Source organism: Mesorhizobium waimense, from assembly GCF_003601975.1.
Classification (GTDB): domain Bacteria; phylum Pseudomonadota; class Alphaproteobacteria; order Rhizobiales; family Rhizobiaceae; genus Mesorhizobium; species Mesorhizobium waimense.
The window spans coordinates 56,170-74,528 of sequence record NZ_QZWZ01000006.1 but is presented as its reverse complement, the minus strand read 5'-3'; the positions used below and the strand labels follow the sequence as shown (position 1 = coordinate 74,528).

The following is an 18,359-nucleotide window of genomic DNA, read 5'->3' as shown; positions in this document are numbered from 1 at the left end:
CAGACATTTTCAAACCGGCCAGCGGCCGGAAGGGGAGGCTTTGCAATGGACAAGCGCCGCATCGGCACAACTGCGCTCGACGTCACCGAGATAAGCTTCGGCGGCGCGGCGATCGGCGGGCTCTACCGGGCCTGCCCGCGCGATGTGGCGATGGAAACGCTGCAGACCGCCTGGGACGCCGGCCTGCGCTATTTCGATACCGCGCCCTTCTACGGCTTCGGCCTGTCGGAACGCCGCTTCGGCGACTTCCTGCGCTACAAGCCGCGCGACTCCTACGTGCTTTCGACCAAGGTCGGCCGGCTGTTCCGCCCGGTGCCGGAGGACCGGGTTCCCGATCACTCCTATGTCGATCCGCTGCCCTTCGCGCTCGACTACGACTATTCCTATGACGGCATCATGCGCTCGGTCGAGTTCTCCTATGCGCGGCTCGGCCTAAACAGGATAGACATCCTGTTTGTCCATGACATCGGCACCTACACGCATGGCGTCGAGAAGACGAAGCTGCATTTCCGCCAGCTGATGGACGGTGGGCTGAAGGCGCTCGACGAGCTAAAGACGTCAGGCACGATTTCCGCCTATGGCCTCGGCGTCAACGAGGTGCAGATCTGCCTCGACGTGCTCAACCGCGCGCCGCTCGACTGCATCCTGCTCGCCAGCCGCTACTCGCTGCTCGACCGTAGCGCCGAAGCCGAATTGCTGCCGCTTTGCCGGGAGCGGCAGACCTCGCTGATCATCGGCGGCGTGTTCAATTCGGGCATTCTGGCAACCGGCCCGGTGCAGGGCGCGCATTTCGACTACCAGCCGGCCGGCAAGGATATTCTCGACCGCGTCGATGCGATGGAGAAGATCGCCGCCGAGGGCGGCTACCCGCTCGCAGCCGCAGCCTTCCAGTTCCCGCTGCACGAACCCGTCGTCGCTTCCGTGCTGACCGGCACCGCCAAGCCGGCCAATCTGACGCGCAATCTGGAGCTGCTCGAAACCCCCGTGCCGCCAGCGGAATTCGCCAGATACGATCCCTATACGGTGGTGCAGGAACTCGGCTGAGGCAACGAGCCTATTGTCCAACTGGGTGGTCGGCATGAAAACAGCTTCACGATCGCGAGAGAATGAATATTCCATATTGACATGATGATGGAATTAACATTCCATATCGATCGGAGAGGATCGGAAGCATCCGAACGTGGCAAGAGGACCGGCGAAGGGAGGCTTGCCTCCTGTCGAGGCCACGCGGAGACGATATGAAACACCGCTTGCGTCGGCCGGATCGATGCACTATCAAAAAGCGGCAAATGTTTTTTATTGATAAAGTTCTGTTTGGGCCGCGCCTATCCGAATGGAGCTTCCGTAACCTTCACCGGGCGATCTAGGGAGGAACCCTCATGAAATTTGTGACCAGCATTCTCAACCGCCGCGCCTTCGTGGCACTCGCGGCCGCCTCGATGCTTGCAGGTGCGTTGCACTCGGCACCGGCTTCGGCGGCGGACGTGACCATCCCAATCATCGTCAAGGACACCACCTCCTTCTACTGGCAGATCGTGCTCGCCGGTGCCCGCAAGGCCGGCAAGGACCTCGGCGTCAACGTGCCGGAGCTCGGCGCCCAGGCCGAAACCGACGTCAACGGCCAGATCTCGATCCTCGAGAACGCCGTCGCCGGCAACCCGGCCGCCGTCGTCATCGCACCGACCGAAGCCAAGGCGCTCGGCAAGCCGATCGACGAGGCTGCCACCAAGGTGAAGATCATCGGCATCGACTCCGGGGCCGACTCCAAGGCCTTCACCTCGTTCCTGACCACCGACAACGTCCAGGGTGGCCGCGTCGCCGCTGACGGTCTCGCCGCGGCCATTGGCGAGGCCAATGGCGGCAAGGTCGAGGGCAAGGTTGCGCTGATCACCGCGCTTCCCGGCGCCGGCTCGCTCGAGCAGCGCGCTCAAGGCTTCAAGGAACAGCTCAAGGCGAAATATCCGGGCCTCGAACTGGTTGCCGACAAATATGCCGACGGCCAGGCCACGACCGGCCTCAACATCGCCACTGACCTGATCACCGCCAACCCTGACCTGAAGGGCATCTTCGCCTCCAACCTGATCATGGCACAGGGCGTCGGCCAGGCGATCGCCGAGAACAACCTTGCCGGCAAGGTCGGTCTGATCGGTTTCGACAGCGACGAGAAGCTGATCAAGTTCCTCAATGACGGCGTCATTTCCGGCCTCGTCGTGCAGGACCCGTACCGGATGGGCTATGACGGCATCAAGACCGCGCTCGCCGCCTCGAAGAACGAGAAGGTCGAGGCCAATGTCGACACCGGCGCCAACCTGGTCACCAAGGCCAACATGAAAGAGCCGAAGATCGACGCGCTGCTCAACCCGAAGCTCGACTAAGCATCGCCACGGGCGCATCTTCTCCGGGGCTCGTTGCCCCGGAGACAGCCCGCATCCCGATTCAGTCGTGATGCGGCAGGCTCTGGTCTACGAGCCCAATCGTAAGACCAATCTGGGAGGATTGTCATGACGTCCACGGCGCAGGAACTGCACCCGGCCCCGACCTTGGAGCCCGGCAGGACGATCCTTGAACTCAAGGGGTTGGAGAAGCGGTATCCCGGCACGCACGCGCTGAAGCCGGTGGACCTAGCCTTCAAGTCCGGCGAGATCCACGCCATCGTCGGCGAGAACGGCGCCGGCAAGTCCACTTTGATCAAGCTTCTGACCGGCGTCATGCCGCGCACCTCAGGCGACGTCATCTGGGAAGGCAAGCCGGAAGCGCTGGCGACCCCTCACGAGGCGATGGCGCTCGGTATCAATGCGGTGCACCAGGAGGTCGTACTCTGCCGTCACCTGACGGTCGCCGCCAACATGTTCCTCGGCGAGGAGAACTCGCGCTATGGCATCCTGCAGCAGCGGGCCATGGTCAAGGACGCACAGAAGATCATCGACGATCTCGGCTTCGACCTGCCGGCGCATGTCGTGCTCGGTGATCTCACCATCGGCCAGCAGCAGCTGATCGCCGCCGCTCGCGCAACGGTGCGCGGCACGAAATTCCTGATCTTCGACGAGCCGACCGCCTATCTCACCCGCAAGGAGGCCGACCAGCTATTCAAGCTGATCCGCCGGCTGAAGGGCGAAGGCGTCACCATCATCTACATCAGCCACCGAATGGAAGAGGTGTTCGAGCTCGCCGACCGCGTCTCGGTGCTGCGCGACGGCACGCTGGTCGGCACCAGGAACATCGCCGAGACCAACGACGCCGAGCTGGTCAAGATGATGATCAACCGCTCGATCGAACAGGTCTACCACAAGGAGCATTTCACGCCCGGCGCGATGATCGTCGAAGCCAAGAACCTGTCTGGCAAGGGCTTCGAGAATGTGTCGATGTCGGTGCGCGCCGGCGAGATCGTCGGCCTCTACGGCCTGATCGGCGCCGGTCGCAGCGAGTTCGTCACCACGCTCTACGGCCGCCACCGCAAGTCGGCCGGTCAGATCCTCTGGCAAGGCAAGCCGGTCCAGGTCAATTCCGAGCACGACGCGATCAGGCTCGGCATGGCGCTGGCGCCGGAAAGCCGCCGCGACCAGGGCCTGTGCCTCAACCTGCCGGTCGGCCTCAACCTCAATTTGCCGATCTACAAGCGCATCTCAAGCAACATGCTGATCTCAGGCGCCAAGGAAAAGACCGAGGCCGATCGCCAGATCGCCGGCCTCAGGATCAAGACGCCGACGCGCAACGCTCTCGCGTCCAGCCTGTCCGGCGGCAACCAGCAGAAGATCGTCATCGGCAAATGGCTGGCGCACGGCGCCAAGCTGTTCATCTTCGACGAGCCGACGGTCGGCGTCGATGTCGGCACCAAGGCCGAGATCTACCGCCTGTTCGGTGCCCTGCTGTCCAAGGGCGCCGGCATCATCCTGATCTCGTCCTATCTGCCGGAGGTCTATGAGCTGGCCGACACGCTGCACGTGTTCCGGCGCGGCAAGCTGGTGGCCACGCACGGGTTTCGCACCGCCAATCACGAGGACATTCTCACGCAGGCGCTCGCCGAGAAACAAGAAAAGCTGGGAGGACAGAAATGAGCACCGAGGCCATTGCCGCCGAAAAACCGAAGCGCAACTACAACGCCCTGTTCGGGCTGACACTGCTGGCGCTGCTGGTTCTGTTGTGGGTCATCCTGTCAGTGGCGACGCAAAGCTTCGCTTCGGGCAACAACATCTCGAACCTGCTCCGTCAGGGTTCGATGATCGCCATCCTGGCGGTCGGCCAGACCTTCGTCATCATCACAGGCGGCATCGACCTTTCCGTCGGCGCCGTGGTCGGCTTTGCCACCGTCATCGCCGCCATGCTGATCAATGCCGGCGTGCCGGTCTTCCTCGCCATCCTTATCACATTGCTGGTCGGCGTTGCCATTGGCCTGTTCCATGGCTTCGGCATCGTCAAGATGGGCCTGCCGCCCTTCATCATCACGCTGGCGACGCTGACATCGCTGCGCGGCATCGGCCTGTTGATGACCAACGGCAACTCGATCTCGATCAACAACGACGCCTTCCAGGAATTCTCGCGCAGCTCCTTTGTCGGCGTCCCCAATCTGTTCTGGATGGTGATCCTGGTCGGCATCCCGGCCTACATCTTCCTGCATCACAGCCGCTGGGGCCGCTATCTGTTCTCGGTCGGCTCCAATGCCGAGGCCTCGCGCCTGTCGGGCGTCAACGTCCAGCGCACCATCTACATGGCCTACACGCTGTCCGGCCTGTGCGCCGCCTTCGTCGGCGTGCTGCTGGCATCGCGCATCGGCATCGGCAATCCGACCCAGGCCGAAGGCTGGGAACTGCAGGCGATCGCCTCCTCGGTGATCGGCGGCACCTCGCTGTTCGGCGCGGTCGGCTCAGTGCACGGGCCGCTGCTCGGCGCCTTCATCCTCGCCACCATCAACAACGGCGCCAACCTGCTCAACGTCAACGCCTTCTGGCAGCGCATCATCACCGGTGTGCTAATCATCGTCATCGTCTACTTCGACGGCCTGCGCCGCCGCGGCAAGTAAGTCCCTCCCAAGCGGCCGCCGGCCCCGCGAAAGCGAGGGCCGGCGGTTTCATAAATTGGATTGAAGCATGAAAGCCGTCGTCTGCCGCTCGCCCGGTGATCTTGTCGTGGAGGACCGCCCGGCGCCCGGCGCACCGCCGCCCGGATGGGCGCTGGTGGCGGTCAGCCATGTCGGCATCTGCGGCACCGATTACCATATCTTCGAGGGCAAGCACCCGTTCCTCGCCTATCCGCGCATCATGGGCCACGAGGTCTCGGGCACAGTCGTCGACAAGGGCGACGGCGTAGCCCTTGCCATCGGCGAACCGGTGATCATCAATCCCTATCTCGCCTGCGGCAAATGCATCGCCTGCCGGCACGGCAAGCCGAATTGCTGCGTCAAGATCGAAGTGCTCGGCGTCCATCGCGACGGCGCCATGTGCGAACAGATCCTGGTGCCGGCGCAAAACCTTTACCCGGCAAATGGCCTGTCGCTGGCCGACGCCGCCGCCGTCGAATTCCTGGCGATCGGTGCGCATGCGGTGCGCCGCGCGCGCGCCGATCCCGGCGCCCGCACGCTGGTCATCGGTGCCGGGCCGATCGGTCTCGGCACGGCGCTGTTTGCCCGCATCGCCGGGCTCGATGTGAGCCTGCTCGATATGAGCACGGAGCGCCTCGGCTTCGCCGAAAGCGAGCTTGGCTTCGCGACGCTCGACGGTTCACGACAGACAGCGGCCGAGCTGGTCCAGGATGCGACCGACGGTGAGGGTTTCGACGTGGTCTTCGACGCCACCGGCAACACAAAGTCGGTGCAGTCTGCCTTCGCCCATGTCGCGCATGGCGGAACCCTGGTCCTGGTCAGCGTCGTCAAGGACGACATCAGCTTTTCCGATCCCGAGTTCCACAAGCGCGAGATGACGCTGGTCGGCAGCCGCAACGCGCTCAAAGCCGATTTCGACCATGTCGCCGCCTCGATCCGCAACGGTGCGGTGCCCATGGCAAAGCTCGTCACGCACCGCACGACACTTGGCCAGGCGCCCCTTGACCTCGCCCGCTGGGCGCAGCAGAAATCCGGCCTGATAAAGGCCGTCATCGAGGTCGGATGAGACGATGCGGATCGACGCACATCAGCACTACTGGCAGATCGCCCGCGGCGACTATTTCTGGATGGGGTCGCATGTCGCGCCGATCGTGCGCGATGTCCTTCCGGCCGATCTGAAGCCGCATCTCAGCGCCGCCGGCATCGAACGCACCGTGGTGGTGCAAGCGGCGGCGACGGTCGCCGAGACCGAATTCATGCTCGACCTTGCCGAGAACGAGCCGAGCATCGCCGCCGTGGTCGGCTGGGTCGATCTCGGCGCCGACGACGTCGAAGCGACGTTGCGCCGGCTCGCGACACGGCCGAAATTTCGCGGCATCCGACCGATGTTGCAGGACATCGAAGACACGTTCGACATCTTGAAGCCGAAGCACCTCGCGGCGCTCAGGCTGCTGCTCGAACTGAACCTGCGCTTCGACGCGCTGGCGCAGCCGCGCCATTTGCCGGTGGTGGCGGCGCTCGCCGACCATATCCCGGAGCTTGCCATCGTCGTCGATCATGCCGCCAAGCCGTTCATCGCCAAGGGCATCATCGAGCCTTGGGCGAGCGACATGACCGCGCTCGCCAAGAGACCGTCGGTGCTGTGCAAGTTTTCCGGTCTGGTCACCGAAGCCGGCCCTAACTGGTCGGTCGCTGGCCTGAAACCCTATGCCGACCATCTCATCGCTTGCTTCGGCCCGGAGCGGCTGATGTTCGGCAGCGACTGGCCGGTTTGCGAACTGGCCGCCACGTATGAGAACTGGCTGGCTGCGGCCAAGGACCTTCTGGCTGGCCTGTCGCCGGCCGAGCAGGATGCCGTCTTCGGCGGCAATGCCGCGCGTTTCTACGGCATTGCCTGATCGTTAGCCGACAATCTGAGCTCCACCCGCTCCGCCGGAAACCGCGACTCGGAAAACTGGATCGGCTGGCCGTCGAGCGTGACGTTGACGGCCACCGTCACCAGCACGATGGCGCCGGGCTGTAGGTCGAGATCGGCGAGGTCGGCGGCATCGGCGTGGCGCGCCGACAGCACCGTCGATTGCCGCAGATAATCGTTGATCGCAAAGCGCTTGAGGGAAGCAGTGACCGATCCGGTTTCCGCCATGGCGGCGTCGATACCGGCGAAGCGCTGGGCATCGAACCAGGCGGTGGCGCGTGACACCGGACGTCCGTCGGCTTCGCCGCGCGTTTCCAGGCGGATCACATCGGCGCCCCTTGCAAGACCCAAGGCCTCGGCGACGCGCCGGCTGGCCGGCTCGACCGTCGACGCAAGCAGGAGGATATGCCGTTCGGACGTCTGCCCTTGCAGGCCGGTCGAAAAGCGCGTGCGGGCGCCGATCGGGTAGGACAGCCGCTTGCGTGACAGCACGAAAGTGCCACGCCCTTGCTCTGCCCGCAGCACCCCGTCCTGCACGAGTGCCGCGATCGCGCTTCGCACCGTGTGGCGGTTGACGCCGTAGCGTTCGGCCAGCGCCATTTCCGGCGGCAGCGCCGCATTCTCGGCGAAATCGCCGATCGCGATTGCGTGCAAGATCTGGTCGGCGATCTGCCGCCATAGCGAGACACCGCTGCGCCTTTCGATGCTGCTGGCCAGTTGCTGTGCGATCATTTCCGCTCCCGCTCCTCCGTCGCCCCGATGTTTTCGCCCGCTCAGCCTTTTTGCCAAGTGTCATGCACCCGTCATGGACTCGCGTTAGCTAATGGGTATAATTTGTATAATTGTCTATATCAATAGACAAATTTTAGATATTGCTAAGGAGCACGCCATGCGAGGACAGGAAGCCCGCGATCAGGCCGAACGCAAGGCGATAATGGCAACGCTGGCGCAGTCGCCCGGCGACGACATCGCCCGCCTCTGGAGCGACGCCGGCCTGCCTTCGGAGGCTGAACTGCTGCGCGGTCCCGAGACTGGTCTTGTTACCGTGCGCGGCCGCATCGGCGGCGGCGGCGCGCCCTTCAATGTCGGCGAGGCGACGGTTACCCGTGCCACCGTGCGACTGCCGTCTGGACAGGTCGGCCATTGCTACACGCTCGGCCGCGACAAGCAGAAGGCAAGACTGGCGGCGATCGCCGACGCGCTGTGGCAGGAACCCGTCCATCGCGAGGCCGTCGAGACCCGGCTGGTTGCACCGCTGCGGGCGGCCCTGGTCGAGGCGCGCGACCGGCGGCATGCCGAGACCGCGGCAACGAAAGTGGATTTCTTCACAATGGTGCGCGGAGAGGACTGATGGAGATAGCGCCTCAATCGATCGAGGGCGGCTTCGCCGATCCGGTGTTCAACGCCCAGACGGTGTTCCGCGCCGTCATGGATGCGATGGCGCGGCCAGGCAGCGTGCAAGCCCTGCCGGCCTTTGCCCGCCCGCCAGCGCCGCTCGCGGCGACAGCTGGCGCTGTCGTCCTGGCGCTCTGCGACAACGACACGCCGCTCTGGCTCGACCCCGCCTTGCAGGCCGCGCCCGCCGTCAAATCCTGGCTCGGCTTCCACACCGGAGCGCCACTCGCCAACACCCCACCCGATGCGCATTTCGCGCTGATCGCCAACCCGGCCGAGATGATGGCGCTCGACGGTTTTTCGCAAGGCACCCAGGACTATCCCGATCGCTCGACGACGCTGATCCTGCAAGTCAGCGATCTTGCTTCAGGCACGCCGCTTTTGCTCAAGGGCCCCGGCATCGAAACCAGCACGACCATCGCGCCGGCCCAGATGCCGCGCCATTTCGTCGAACAGTGGAAGCAGAACAATCAGCGCTTTCCGCGTGGCGTCGACATCATCCTGGCCACCGCCGACAGCCTCGCCTGCCTGCCGCGCACGACGCGCATCAAGACGATGGAGGCGTGAGATGTATGTTGCGGTAAAAGGCGGCGAAGCAGCCATTGCAAACGCCCACCGACTGCTCGCCGATCGCCGCCGCGGCGACCGTTCGGTTCCGGCACTTCGCCTCGACCAGATCGTCGAGCAGCTGGCGCTCGGCGTCGACCGGGTGATGAGCGAAGGCTCGCTCTACGACCGCGAGCTGGCGGCGCTCGCCATCGTCCAGGCGCGCGGCGACATGATCGAGGCGATCTTCCTGGTCCGCGCCTATCGCACCACGCTGCCGCGCTTCGGCTATACCAAGGCGATCGACACCGGCGCGATGCTGGTCGAGCGCCGCGTCTCTGCGACCTACAAGGACCTGCCCGGCGGCCAGTTGCTCGGCCCGACCTTCGACTACACCCACCGGCTGCTCGATCCCGAGCTTGCCGCCGGCGGCGACGTCGCCGAGCCTTTGCAGCGCGAAAGCGAGGCGGAAGCCATGCCGCGCGTCTCGGCGATTCTCGCCCGCGAAGGCCTGATCGAACCGGACGGCGAGATGTCCCAGGACCACATCCCCGGCGACATCACCCGCGAGCCGCTGGAGTTCCCGATGGCGCGCGACATCCGCCTGCAGGCGCTGTCGCGCGGCGACGAAGGTTTTTTGCTGGCGCTCGGCTATTCCACCCAGCGCGGCTATGCCCGCAACCACCCCTTCGTCGGCGAGGTCCGCATCGGCGAGGTCGAGCTGGAGCTCGACGTTCCGGAACTGCCCTTCGCCGTGCCACTCGGCAGCGTCCGCGTCACAGAGTGCCAGATGGTCAACCAGTTCAAGGGTTCGGCCAAGGCGCCGCCGCAATTCACCCGTGGCTACGGCCTCGTGTTCGGCCAGAGCGAGCGCAAGGCGATGGCCATGGCGCTCTGCGACCGCGCTCTTCGTGCAAGCGAACTGGGCGAGGATGTCGTCGCCGCCGCGCAGGACGAGGAGTTCGTCATTTCGCATTCCGACAATGTCCAGGCGACCGGCTTCGTCGAGCATCTGAAGCTGCCGCACTATGTCGACTTCCAGGCCGAGCTCGATCTCGTGCGCCGCATGCGCGCCGAATACGACGCCCGCGAAAACCCTGCGAAGGTTGAGGAAAAGCGGGAGGCCGCCGAATGATCGAAGGCCTGTCCCACATGACCTTCATCGTCCGCGATCTCGACCGCATGAGCGCGATCCTGACCGGCATCTTCGACGCACGCGAAGTCTATGCCAGCGATACCGAGCAGTTCTCGCTGTCACGCGAAAAGTTCTTCCTGATCGGCGATCTCTGGATCGCCATCATGGAGGGCGAGCCGCTGCCGGAGCGCAGCTACAACCACATCGCCTTCAAGATCGATGACGCCGATTTCGACCGCTACGCCGAGCGCGTCAGCAGGCTAGGTCTCGACATGCGCCCGCCGCGCCCGCGCGTCGAGGGCGAAGGCCGCTCGATCTATTTCTACGACGACGACAACCACATGTTCGAACTGCACGCGGGCACGCTGGCAGGTCGGCTGGTGCGCTACGCTAAGGGGCTGGAGAGGGCGTCATGAGTTCAACCGTCTCCGCCGCCGTGCCCCCCGTGTCCACCGCTATCGTGAGAGTGACCGCCGTGCCCAGGATACCCGCTGCTGCCATCCTGCCCACCAGAGAAGAAGTCATTGCTCGAACCGTCTCTTGGTCCGGAAAGATTCTTGGGGCGAAGGAAAAAGGCAACCACGCCGACGAACGCCAGCAGCAGAATTCCGATGTGCATCCATCCGGTAGGGGTCACAAGAGTCTGGCCCTCTTTCCGCGTTTTGGAAGTCAATTCGGTAGCACAAAGCGGAAGCCATCGCCATGACCGACATCGCCACCTACAACTTCGCCTATCTCGACGAGCAGACCAAGCGGATGATCCGCCGCGCGATCCTCAAGGGCATCGCCATCCCCGGCTACCAGGTTCCGTTCGCCTCGCGCGAAATGCCGATGCCTTATGGTTGGGGCACCGGCGGCGTCCAGGTCACCGCTTCGATCATCGGCCCCGACGATGTGCTGAAGGTCATCGACCAGGGCGCCGACGACACCACCAACGCCGTCTCGATCCGTGCCTTCTTCAAGAAGGTCGCCAATGTCGCCGTCACCACCGAGACGGCCAAGGCCAGCATCATCCAGACGCGCCACCGCATCCCCGAACATCCGCTGACTGCGGGCCAGGTGCTGGTCTATCAGGTGCCGATCCCGGAACCCTTGCGCTTCCTCGAGCCACGCGAGACCGAAACGCGAAAAATGCATGCGCTGGAGGAATACGGCCTCATGCATGTGAAGCTCTACGAGGACATCGCCAGGCACGGCCGCATCGCCACCACCTATGCCTATCCGGTCAAGGTCGAGGGTCGCTATGTGATGGACCCCTCGCCGACGCCGAAATTCGACAATCCGAAGATGCATCGTTCGCCGGCTTTGCAATTGTTCGGCGCCGGCCGTGAAAAGCGCATCTACGCCGTGCCGCCCTTCACCGACGTGGTCAGCCTCGACTTCGAGGACCATCCGTTCGAGGTCCAGACCTTCGACCAGCCCTGCGCGCTGTGTGCGGCCGAGAGCGTCTATCTCGACGAGGTTATCCTCGACGACCATGGCGGCCACATGTTCGTCTGCTCCGACACCGACCATTGCGAAAAGCGGCGTGACGAGGGCCATCGCGGCCACCTTGCCCCGCAAACCATGGAGCCGGCGCAATGACCGACGAACCGCTGCTGCGCGTCTCGGCGCTGTCCAAATTCTACGGCTCGCGCGTCGGCTGCGAGAACGTCAGCTTCGACCTATGGCCGGGCGAGGTGCTTGCGGTCGTCGGTGAGTCCGGCTCCGGCAAGACGACGCTGCTCAACTGCCTGTCGACCCGGCTGCTGCCCTCCTCCGGCACCGCCAGCTACCGCATGCGCGACGGCCAGTTCCGCGAGCTCTATCGCATGAGCGAGGCCGAGCGCCGCTTCCTGATGCGCACCGACTGGGGTTTCGTCCACCAGAACCCGGCGGACGGGCTGCGCATGACGGTATCGGCCGGCGCCAATGTCGGCGAGCGGCTGATGGCGATCGGCGACCGGCACTACGGCAAGATCCGCGCTACCGCCGTCGACTGGCTGTCGCGCGTCGAGATCGACGAGGACCGCATCGATGACGAACCGCGCGCCTTCTCCGGCGGCATGCGCCAGCGCCTGCAGATCGCCCGCAACCTCGTCACCGGGCCGCGGCTTGTGTTCATGGACGAACCTACCGGCGGCCTCGACGTCTCGGTGCAGGCACGCCTGCTCGACCTGTTGCGTGGCCTCGTCACCGACCTCGGCCTGGCGGCCATCGTCGTCACCCACGACCTCGCCGTGGCGCGTCTGCTGTCGCAGCGCATGATGGTGATGAAGGACGGCCGCGTCGTCGAAAGCGGCCTCACCGACCGTGTACTCGACGACCCGCGCGCGCCCTACACGCAGCTCCTCGTTTCCTCGATTTTGCAGGTGTAAACGATGCCCACCCCGCTCGTTGTCTCCGACGTTGCAAAAAGCTTCACCATGCATCTGCGCGACGGCATCAAATTGCCTGTCGTCGCCGGCGTCTCGTTCTCGATCCGAGCGGGTGAATGCGCCGTGCTTGGCGGTCCCTCCGGTGCCGGCAAGAGCTCGATTTTGAAAATGCTCTACGGCAATTATGCCGTCGATGAAGGCCAGATCATCGTCCAGCACGCTGACGGGCTGATCGATCTCGCCACCGCCAGCCCGCGCACCGTGCTTGCCGTGCGCCGGCAAACGATCGGCTATGTCAGCCAGTTCCTGCGCACCGTGCCGCGCGTTTCGGCCCTCGACGTCGTCGCCGAACCGCTTGTCGAGCGCGGCGAGGAGCGCGAGGCCGCGCGTGAAAAGGCCCGCGCGCTGCTGGCACAGCTCAACCTGCCGGAAAAGCTTTGGGCGCTGCCGCCGGCGACCTTCTCCGGCGGCGAGCAGCAGCGCGTCAACATCGCGCGCGGCTTCATCACCGACCATCCGGTCCTTTTGCTCGACGAACCGACCGCTTCGCTCGACGCCAGGAACCGCGACGTGGCGATCGCCCTGATCGCGGAAAAGAAGGCGGCGGGCGTCGCTTTGCTCGGCATCTTCCACGACAACGATGTGCGCGAAGCGGTCGTCGACCGGATCATCGATGTCACTGCCTTCGCCGCCGGGAAGCTTGCCGCGTGAGCAAAAAACTGTCGGAAGCGCCGCTGGTTCATCCAACTGCGCAGGTCGAGAATTCGACGCTCGGCCGCTGGACCGAGATCGCCGACCGCAGCCGGGTTTCGGAGAGCACCCTCGGCGATTACTCCTACATGATGCAGGACTGCGCAGTCTGGTGCGCGACGATCGGCAAGTTCTCCAACATCGCGGCAAGCGTGCGCATCAACGCCACCAACCACCCGACCTGGCGGCCGACCCTGCACCACTTCACCTACCGTGCTTCCGACTATTGGGACGACGCCGAGCACGAAAGCGAATTCTTCGCCCAGCGCCGCGCCAAACGGGTCACCATCGGCCACGACACCTGGCTCGGCCACGGCTCGACCATCCTGCCCGGCGTCACCGTCGGCGATGGTGCGGCGGTCGGCGCGGGAGCGGTGGTGTCGAAGGATGTCGCGCCCTACACCATAGTCGGCGGCGTGCCGGCCAAGCCGATCCGCGAGCGCTTCGACCGCCGCACCGCCGAGCGCTACCAGGCGCTCGCCTGGTGGGATTGGGACCATGCCCGGCTACGCGCTGCGCTCGACGATTTCCGCGAGCTGGAGGCGGAAGCCTTCCTGCAGAAGTATGGCGGCTAGCGTCGACATCACCTCCTGGGGCAAAGGACGTACTTCGCGAGTGTTCAGGAAGATGCGCAGATGCTAAAGTAGGGGATGTTTGAGGGGTTCATGCTGCCCTTGCGAAGGGACATCCCCGCTTCGCCGGCCTACCCTCTACAGCCGGAATTGTGGCTGCCTTTGCGGCCCTGATCTTTCTTGGCAGTATCCTTGCCGCTATCTGTTTCTGACGCTCCCACCACTCAAGAGTTGTCGATCGTGCCGACCATTCGTCCCGCCACAGAGGCCGACGCAAACGCAATCTGGGCCATGCTTGAGCCCATCTTGCGGGCCGGCGAAACCTATGCGCTGCCCCGCGATTGGAGCCGTGCGCAGGCGCTGGACTACTGGTTTTCGGGCGGTCATGAGGTGTTCGTGGCAGTAGATGCCGGCAACGTGATCGGCTGTTACTATCTCCATGCCAACCAGCGTGGCGGCGGCGCGCATGTCGCCAACAGCGGCTACGTCACCTCTGCCGCCGCCAGCGGCCGCGGCATCGCCACCGCGATGTGTGAGCATTCCTTGCAAAGGGCTGCCGAACGAGGCTTTCTGGCCATGCAGTTCAACTTCGTCATCAGCACCAACGAGCGCGCAGTAAAGCTGTGGAGCCGGCTCGGCTTCGACATTGTCGGGACAATCCCGAAGGCGTTTGAACACCCTAGGCTGGGTTACGTTGATGCCTTGGTCATGCATCGAATGCTATAGGCGCGCCTGCCCGCTTCATATCCCTGACACATGACTCGGACAGGACGCGGTCTTTCCTTGGAGATCGCAATGCTCGATTTGGTCAGACCCTCGCTCGCCGGATTTTTCGAAGGCACCAACCCGACGCCGCCCCTGCATCTCGGCACGCGCTATGACAGATCAGGTAATTTTCTGTTCGAGCCCGGCAACACGGTCGTCAGCCATCTCGTCGGCGGCTCGCCTTCCGAAGCGGTGGTCATCGAGGTACGTGAGCGCATGCGCGGCATGCCCGACGCCGACCGGCTGGCCTTCACGCCGATCTCCAGCCTGCACATGACGCTGTTCCAGGGCATCATCGAATATCGCCGGCGGCTTCCATATTGGCCGCAGGACGTGCCTTTGGACACCAGCATCGACCATATGACCCACCTCTATCTGGAGCGGCTTCAGGGTTTCGAACCGTGCCCTCCGCTCCGCATCAGGACCATCGGCATCACGCCGAACGGCCTCACCGTCGCCGGGGCCACCGCCGAGGACGAGCGCATCCTCAGCGCATGGCGCGACGCGCTGGCGGTCCCGTTCGGCTATCGTCACCCCGACCACGACACTTACGTCTTCCACATCACCATCGCCTACCAGATTCGGCGTCTCGCCGACGAGCGGGCGCCCGCCTGGCAGGACCTGTTCGATGACTGCCTGTCGCTGTTTGAGCGCGAGGCGCCGGTGATCGAACTCAGGCCCCCGGCTTTCTGCAGCTTCAAGGACATGAACCATTTCGAGGAGCTTCTGGCCCTCGGTTGATCCCGTGCATCTCGCCCAAAACGGCGCAGCGGTTTTGGGACAGCGACATGCACAAGGCAAAGGATCACCACGGGCCTGTGGGCGGTAACAAAACTGACATCAATCCGACACCGCAGGTTCATGCGGCTGCGCTAGCCAAGGTTAACAGACCTTCAATCGCGACTGGACTGGAGCCCTGCCCCATGTCAGCAACCTCTGCCACGCTCGAAATCCGCGGCGTTTCCCGACGATTCGGCAAGAACACCGCTGTCAGCGCCGTCGACCTGTCGATCCCGCAGGGCCAGATGGTCGGCATCATCGGTCGCTCCGGTGCCGGCAAGTCGACGCTTCTTCGCATGATCAACCGCCTCATCGATCCCAGCCAGGGGTCGATTTTTTTTGACGGCACCGAAGTCTCGCGCCTGCAGGGCTCGCCGCTGCGCCGTTGGCAGCGCGACTGCGCCATGATCTTCCAGCAGTTCAACCTGGTGCCGCGCCTCGACGTGCTGACCAATGTGCTGCTCGGCCGGTTAAATCATCGTGCTACCATTGCCAATCTGCTCGGTGTCTTCTCGCGCGAGGAACGGGCTGAGGCAATCGCAGCACTCGAGCGTCTCGACATCGCCCGCACCGCGCTGCAGCCGGCCGGCACCTTGTCCGGCGGCCAGCAGCAGCGCGTCGCCATCGCCCGCGCCTTGATGCAGCAGCCGAAGGTTCTGTTAGCCGACGAGCCGATCGCCTCGCTCGACCCGCTCAACGCGAAGGTGGTGATGGATTCGCTGCAGGATATCAATTTGCGCGAAGGCATCACCGTCATCACCAATCTGCACACGCTGGACACGGCCCGCACCTATTGCAACCGCATCATCGGTATGGCCGCCGGCAAGGTTGTGTTTGACGGCCCGCCCGAAGACCTCAACCGCGAGGCTGTGCGCATGGTCTATGGTGCCGACAGCAAGGGTGGCGAAATCTCCGAGGTCATCACCTCGACCAGCGTCACCATCAAGCAAAGAATCGCCGCATCCACTGGACCGCTCGAGCCCGCATTCCCGGGATACTGATCCATGATCCCGCAAAGTAGACGCCGGTTTGCGGGGAAAGATCATGGACAAGCAAAAGAGCAATCTGGATCGCCAGCCCGCGTCACAGGCACCGTCAAAATTCGAACGCAGCCGGCGCGATGCCGGACTCAACAGGAGAGACACGAGATGTTTAGGAAGTTACTCTTCGGTGCCGTTTCCATCATTGCCATGGCGATGGGCTCTGTCCAGGCACAGGACCTGAAGGAATTCCGCGTCGGCATTCTCGGCGGCGAGAACGAAGCCGACCGTCTGCGCAACTACCAGTGCTTCGCCGATCACATCAAGGAAGTCCTCGGTGTCGAGAAGGTTTCGCTGTTCCCGGCCGCCGACTATGACGGCGTCATCCAGGGCCTCCTCGGCGGCACACTTGACTATGCCGAACTCGGAGCTTCCGCTTACGCCAAGGTCTATCTCGAAAACAAGGACGCGGTTCAGCCGATCCTGACGACGGTCCAGACCGACGGTTCGACCGGCTACCATTCGGTTATGGTCGCCCGCGCAGATTCAGGCATCAAGACACTCGCTGACATGAAGGGCAAGAAGCTCGGTTTCGCCGATCCCGATTCGACTTCTGGCTACCTGATCCCGGTCACGTCGCTGCCCAAGGACATCGGCATGGATGTGAAGAGCTATTTCGCCTCGACCGGTTTCGGCGGCGGCCATGAACAGCTTGTCCTTGAAGTTCTGAAGGGCACCTTCGATGCCGGCACCACCTGGGCCTCCGGCGTCGGCGACTTCAAGGACGGCTACAGCTCGGGCAATCTGCGCAAGATGGTCGACAAGGGCGTCCTCAAGATGGACGACCTCGTCGAACTGTGGCAGTCGCCGCTGATCCCGAACGGCCCGTTGGTCATACGCACCTCGCTCGACGCCGCTACCAAGCAGAAGATCACCGATTTCCTGACCAAGCTTCCGCAAACCGATCCGGCCTGTTTCTCGGCGGTTCAAGGCGGCGACTTCAAGGGCTATTCGCCGGTCACCCCGGAATTCTATCAGGCGATCATCGACGCTCGTAAGGCGAAGATCGGCTCGTAAGCCTAAAGGCACGACGCCGCCGGGGCCAAAGTGCCGCCGGCGGCGTTGCCGCGTCACGGGCTGGGGACCTATCCATGAGTGCGACCGACGTTTACCGCGCGCCTGCGCTCTCCACGGAAGGAGCCTTGGTCGAGCGGCACTGGCGCGACCTCGCCGCTCGCCGGCGCCTCTACACGATCGGAGGCCTGGTTTTCCTGCTGCTTGCGCTCTCGGGCTCGCTCTGGTTCGCCAACGAAACCAACGCCGGAAAGTTCTTCGACCGCCTTCCCTACATCGCCGACTTTTTCGTTGAACTGAAGCCGCGCGACTGGTTCGACCCGGTGCGCGCGCTGTTCGACCTGCCCTCGCCCTATGACGATGGCAGCCTCAAATTCGACTATCCCGAAGGCCGGGTCTACCTGACCCAGGGCATCTACATACCGGAGTATTTCTACCGGATGATCGAGACACTGAACATTGCCCTGTTTTCGACGCTGGTCGGCTCCACCTTCGGTTTCCTGCTCTGCTTCTTGGCTGCCAGCAATATCACGGCCAGCCGCTGGCTCCGTTTCACCACCCGCCGCTTCCTCGAAATTGTCCGCGCCTTTCCGGAAATCGTCATTGCCGGTTTTTTTCTGGCGATCTTCTCGCTTGGGCCCATTCCGGCGATCCTCGCGGTCAGCATCCATACCGTCGGCGCGCTCGGAAAAATGTTCTTCGAAGTGGTCGAGAATGCCGACATGAAGCCTGACGAAGGCTTGCGGGCCGTTGGCGCCAATTGGGTCGAACGGGTGTGGTTCGGCATCGTGCCTCAGGTTCTGCCCAACTTCATGAGCTATTTCCTGCTCCGCTTCGAGATCAATGTGCGCGCTTCGACCATTCTCGGCGCCGTGGGCGCCGGCGGCATCGGCGAATCCCTGCGTCTTTCGATCAGCCGGGGCCATGAGGCCAAGACCATTGCCATCGTCTTTCTGCTGTTCTGCACGATTGTCGCCGTCGACCAGTTTTCGGCATGGCTGAGACAACGTCTTGTTGGCAGGCAGGCGTTCGCATACGGGCGCGGAGAATAGCGC

20 protein-coding genes are annotated in these 18,359 nt (G+C 63.8%); 19 read left to right on the top strand and 1 reads right to left on the bottom strand.

All coding sequences use genetic code 11. The annotated features are described in order from the left end of the window. Window positions 1-45 precede the first annotated feature (45 nt). From D3227_RS09745 to D3227_RS09720, 6 genes are all read left to right on the top strand, one after another. A complete protein-coding gene (locus tag D3227_RS09745) occupies window positions 46-1,044 on the top strand; it encodes an aldo/keto reductase (RefSeq protein ID WP_120013912.1) in 999 nt (332 codons plus the stop codon). Between the two features lie 335 nt (window positions 1,045-1,379). Next, the gene (locus D3227_RS09740; protein WP_120013911.1) at window positions 1,380-2,375 is read left to right on the top strand and encodes an ABC transporter substrate-binding protein; all 996 of its coding nucleotides are present in this window, start codon (window positions 1,380-1,382) and stop codon (window positions 2,373-2,375) included. 126 nt (window positions 2,376-2,501) lie between these two features. Continuing rightward, entirely contained in the window at window positions 2,502-4,055 is a 1,554-nt protein-coding gene (locus tag D3227_RS09735) for a sugar ABC transporter ATP-binding protein (protein ID WP_120013910.1), read from the top strand. Continuing rightward, complete coding sequence (locus D3227_RS09730) at window positions 4,052-5,017, top strand: ABC transporter permease (protein ID WP_006200459.1); 966 nt, start codon at window positions 4,052-4,054, stop codon at window positions 5,015-5,017. The genes D3227_RS09735 and D3227_RS09730 overlap by 4 nt, the downstream gene beginning before the upstream one ends. Before the next feature lie 67 nt (window positions 5,018-5,084). Further along, window positions 5,085-6,101, top strand: a complete 1,017-nt coding sequence (locus D3227_RS09725) for a zinc-binding alcohol dehydrogenase family protein (protein ID WP_120013909.1) — start codon at window positions 5,085-5,087, stop codon at window positions 6,099-6,101. 4 nt (window positions 6,102-6,105) lie between these two features. Then, window positions 6,106-6,933 carry an amidohydrolase family protein gene (locus D3227_RS09720; protein WP_120013908.1) on the top strand — a complete coding sequence of 276 codons (828 nt, stop codon included), beginning with the start codon at window positions 6,106-6,108 and terminating at the stop codon, window positions 6,931-6,933. Here D3227_RS09720 and phnF read toward each other — a convergent pair. After that, complete coding sequence (gene phnF, locus D3227_RS09715) at window positions 6,918-7,682, bottom strand: phosphonate metabolism transcriptional regulator PhnF (RefSeq protein ID WP_120013907.1); 765 nt, start codon at window positions 7,680-7,682, stop codon at window positions 6,918-6,920. The two genes, D3227_RS09720 and phnF, sit on opposite strands and share 16 nt — an antisense overlap. Before the next feature lie 157 nt (window positions 7,683-7,839). On the opposite strand from phnF, the gene phnG reads away from it, so the two are divergent. From phnG to phnE, 13 genes are all read left to right on the top strand, one after another. Then, window positions 7,840-8,301: a phosphonate C-P lyase system protein PhnG gene (gene phnG, locus D3227_RS09710; RefSeq protein WP_120013906.1), complete on the top strand. Its 462-nt coding sequence runs from the start codon at window positions 7,840-7,842 to the stop codon at window positions 8,299-8,301. Further along, window positions 8,301-8,912: a phosphonate C-P lyase system protein PhnH gene (phnH, locus tag D3227_RS09705; RefSeq protein ID WP_120013905.1), complete on the top strand. Its 612-nt coding sequence runs from the start codon at window positions 8,301-8,303 to the stop codon at window positions 8,910-8,912. The genes phnG and phnH overlap by 1 nt, the downstream gene beginning before the upstream one ends. A gap of 1 nt (window position 8,913) precedes the next feature. Further along, window positions 8,914-10,026 (top strand): carbon-phosphorus lyase complex subunit, encoded by a 1,113-nt coding sequence (locus D3227_RS09700; protein ID WP_120013904.1) that lies wholly within the window; start codon window positions 8,914-8,916, stop codon window positions 10,024-10,026. Then, complete coding sequence (gene fosX, locus D3227_RS09695; protein ID WP_120013903.1) at window positions 10,023-10,442, top strand: FosX/FosE/FosI family fosfomycin resistance hydrolase; 420 nt, start codon at window positions 10,023-10,025, stop codon at window positions 10,440-10,442. Before D3227_RS09700 ends, fosX begins: the two co-directional genes overlap by 4 nt. 286 nt (window positions 10,443-10,728) lie before the next feature. Next, window positions 10,729-11,610 carry an alpha-D-ribose 1-methylphosphonate 5-phosphate C-P-lyase PhnJ gene (locus tag D3227_RS09690; protein WP_120013902.1) on the top strand — a complete coding sequence of 294 codons (882 nt, stop codon included), beginning with the start codon at window positions 10,729-10,731 and terminating at the stop codon, window positions 11,608-11,610. Continuing rightward, window positions 11,607-12,383 carry a phosphonate C-P lyase system protein PhnK gene (gene phnK / locus D3227_RS09685; RefSeq protein ID WP_120013901.1) on the top strand — a complete coding sequence of 259 codons (777 nt, stop codon included), beginning with the start codon at window positions 11,607-11,609 and terminating at the stop codon, window positions 12,381-12,383. The genes D3227_RS09690 and phnK overlap by 4 nt, the downstream gene beginning before the upstream one ends. A 3-nt stretch (window positions 12,384-12,386) precedes the next feature. Continuing rightward, the gene (gene phnL, locus D3227_RS09680; RefSeq protein ID WP_120013900.1) at window positions 12,387-13,094 is read left to right on the top strand and encodes a phosphonate C-P lyase system protein PhnL; all 708 of its coding nucleotides are present in this window, start codon (window positions 12,387-12,389) and stop codon (window positions 13,092-13,094) included. Further along, a complete protein-coding gene (locus D3227_RS09675; RefSeq protein ID WP_120013899.1) occupies window positions 13,091-13,708 on the top strand; it encodes a DapH/DapD/GlmU-related protein in 618 nt (205 codons plus the stop codon). Before phnL ends, D3227_RS09675 begins: the two co-directional genes overlap by 4 nt. 189 nt (window positions 13,709-13,897) lie before the next feature. Continuing rightward, the gene (locus D3227_RS09670) at window positions 13,898-14,431 is read left to right on the top strand and encodes a GNAT family N-acetyltransferase (RefSeq protein ID WP_425374494.1); all 534 of its coding nucleotides are present in this window, start codon (window positions 13,898-13,900) and stop codon (window positions 14,429-14,431) included. Window positions 14,432-14,500: 69 nt separating this feature from the next. Beyond that, window positions 14,501-15,211 carry a DUF1868 domain-containing protein gene (locus D3227_RS09665; protein WP_120013897.1) on the top strand — a complete coding sequence of 237 codons (711 nt, stop codon included), beginning with the start codon at window positions 14,501-14,503 and terminating at the stop codon, window positions 15,209-15,211. A gap of 182 nt (window positions 15,212-15,393) precedes the next feature. Beyond that, the gene (gene phnC, locus D3227_RS09660) at window positions 15,394-16,251 is read left to right on the top strand and encodes a phosphonate ABC transporter ATP-binding protein (RefSeq protein WP_120013896.1); all 858 of its coding nucleotides are present in this window, start codon (window positions 15,394-15,396) and stop codon (window positions 16,249-16,251) included. Window positions 16,252-16,398: 147 nt separating this feature from the next. Continuing rightward, window positions 16,399-17,307: a phosphonate ABC transporter substrate-binding protein gene (gene phnD / locus D3227_RS09655; protein ID WP_120013895.1), complete on the top strand. Its 909-nt coding sequence runs from the start codon at window positions 16,399-16,401 to the stop codon at window positions 17,305-17,307. Between the two features lie 74 nt (window positions 17,308-17,381). Beyond that, the gene (gene phnE, locus D3227_RS09650; protein ID WP_120013894.1) at window positions 17,382-18,356 is read left to right on the top strand and encodes a phosphonate ABC transporter, permease protein PhnE; all 975 of its coding nucleotides are present in this window, start codon (window positions 17,382-17,384) and stop codon (window positions 18,354-18,356) included. Window positions 18,357-18,359: the final 3 nt, after the last annotated feature.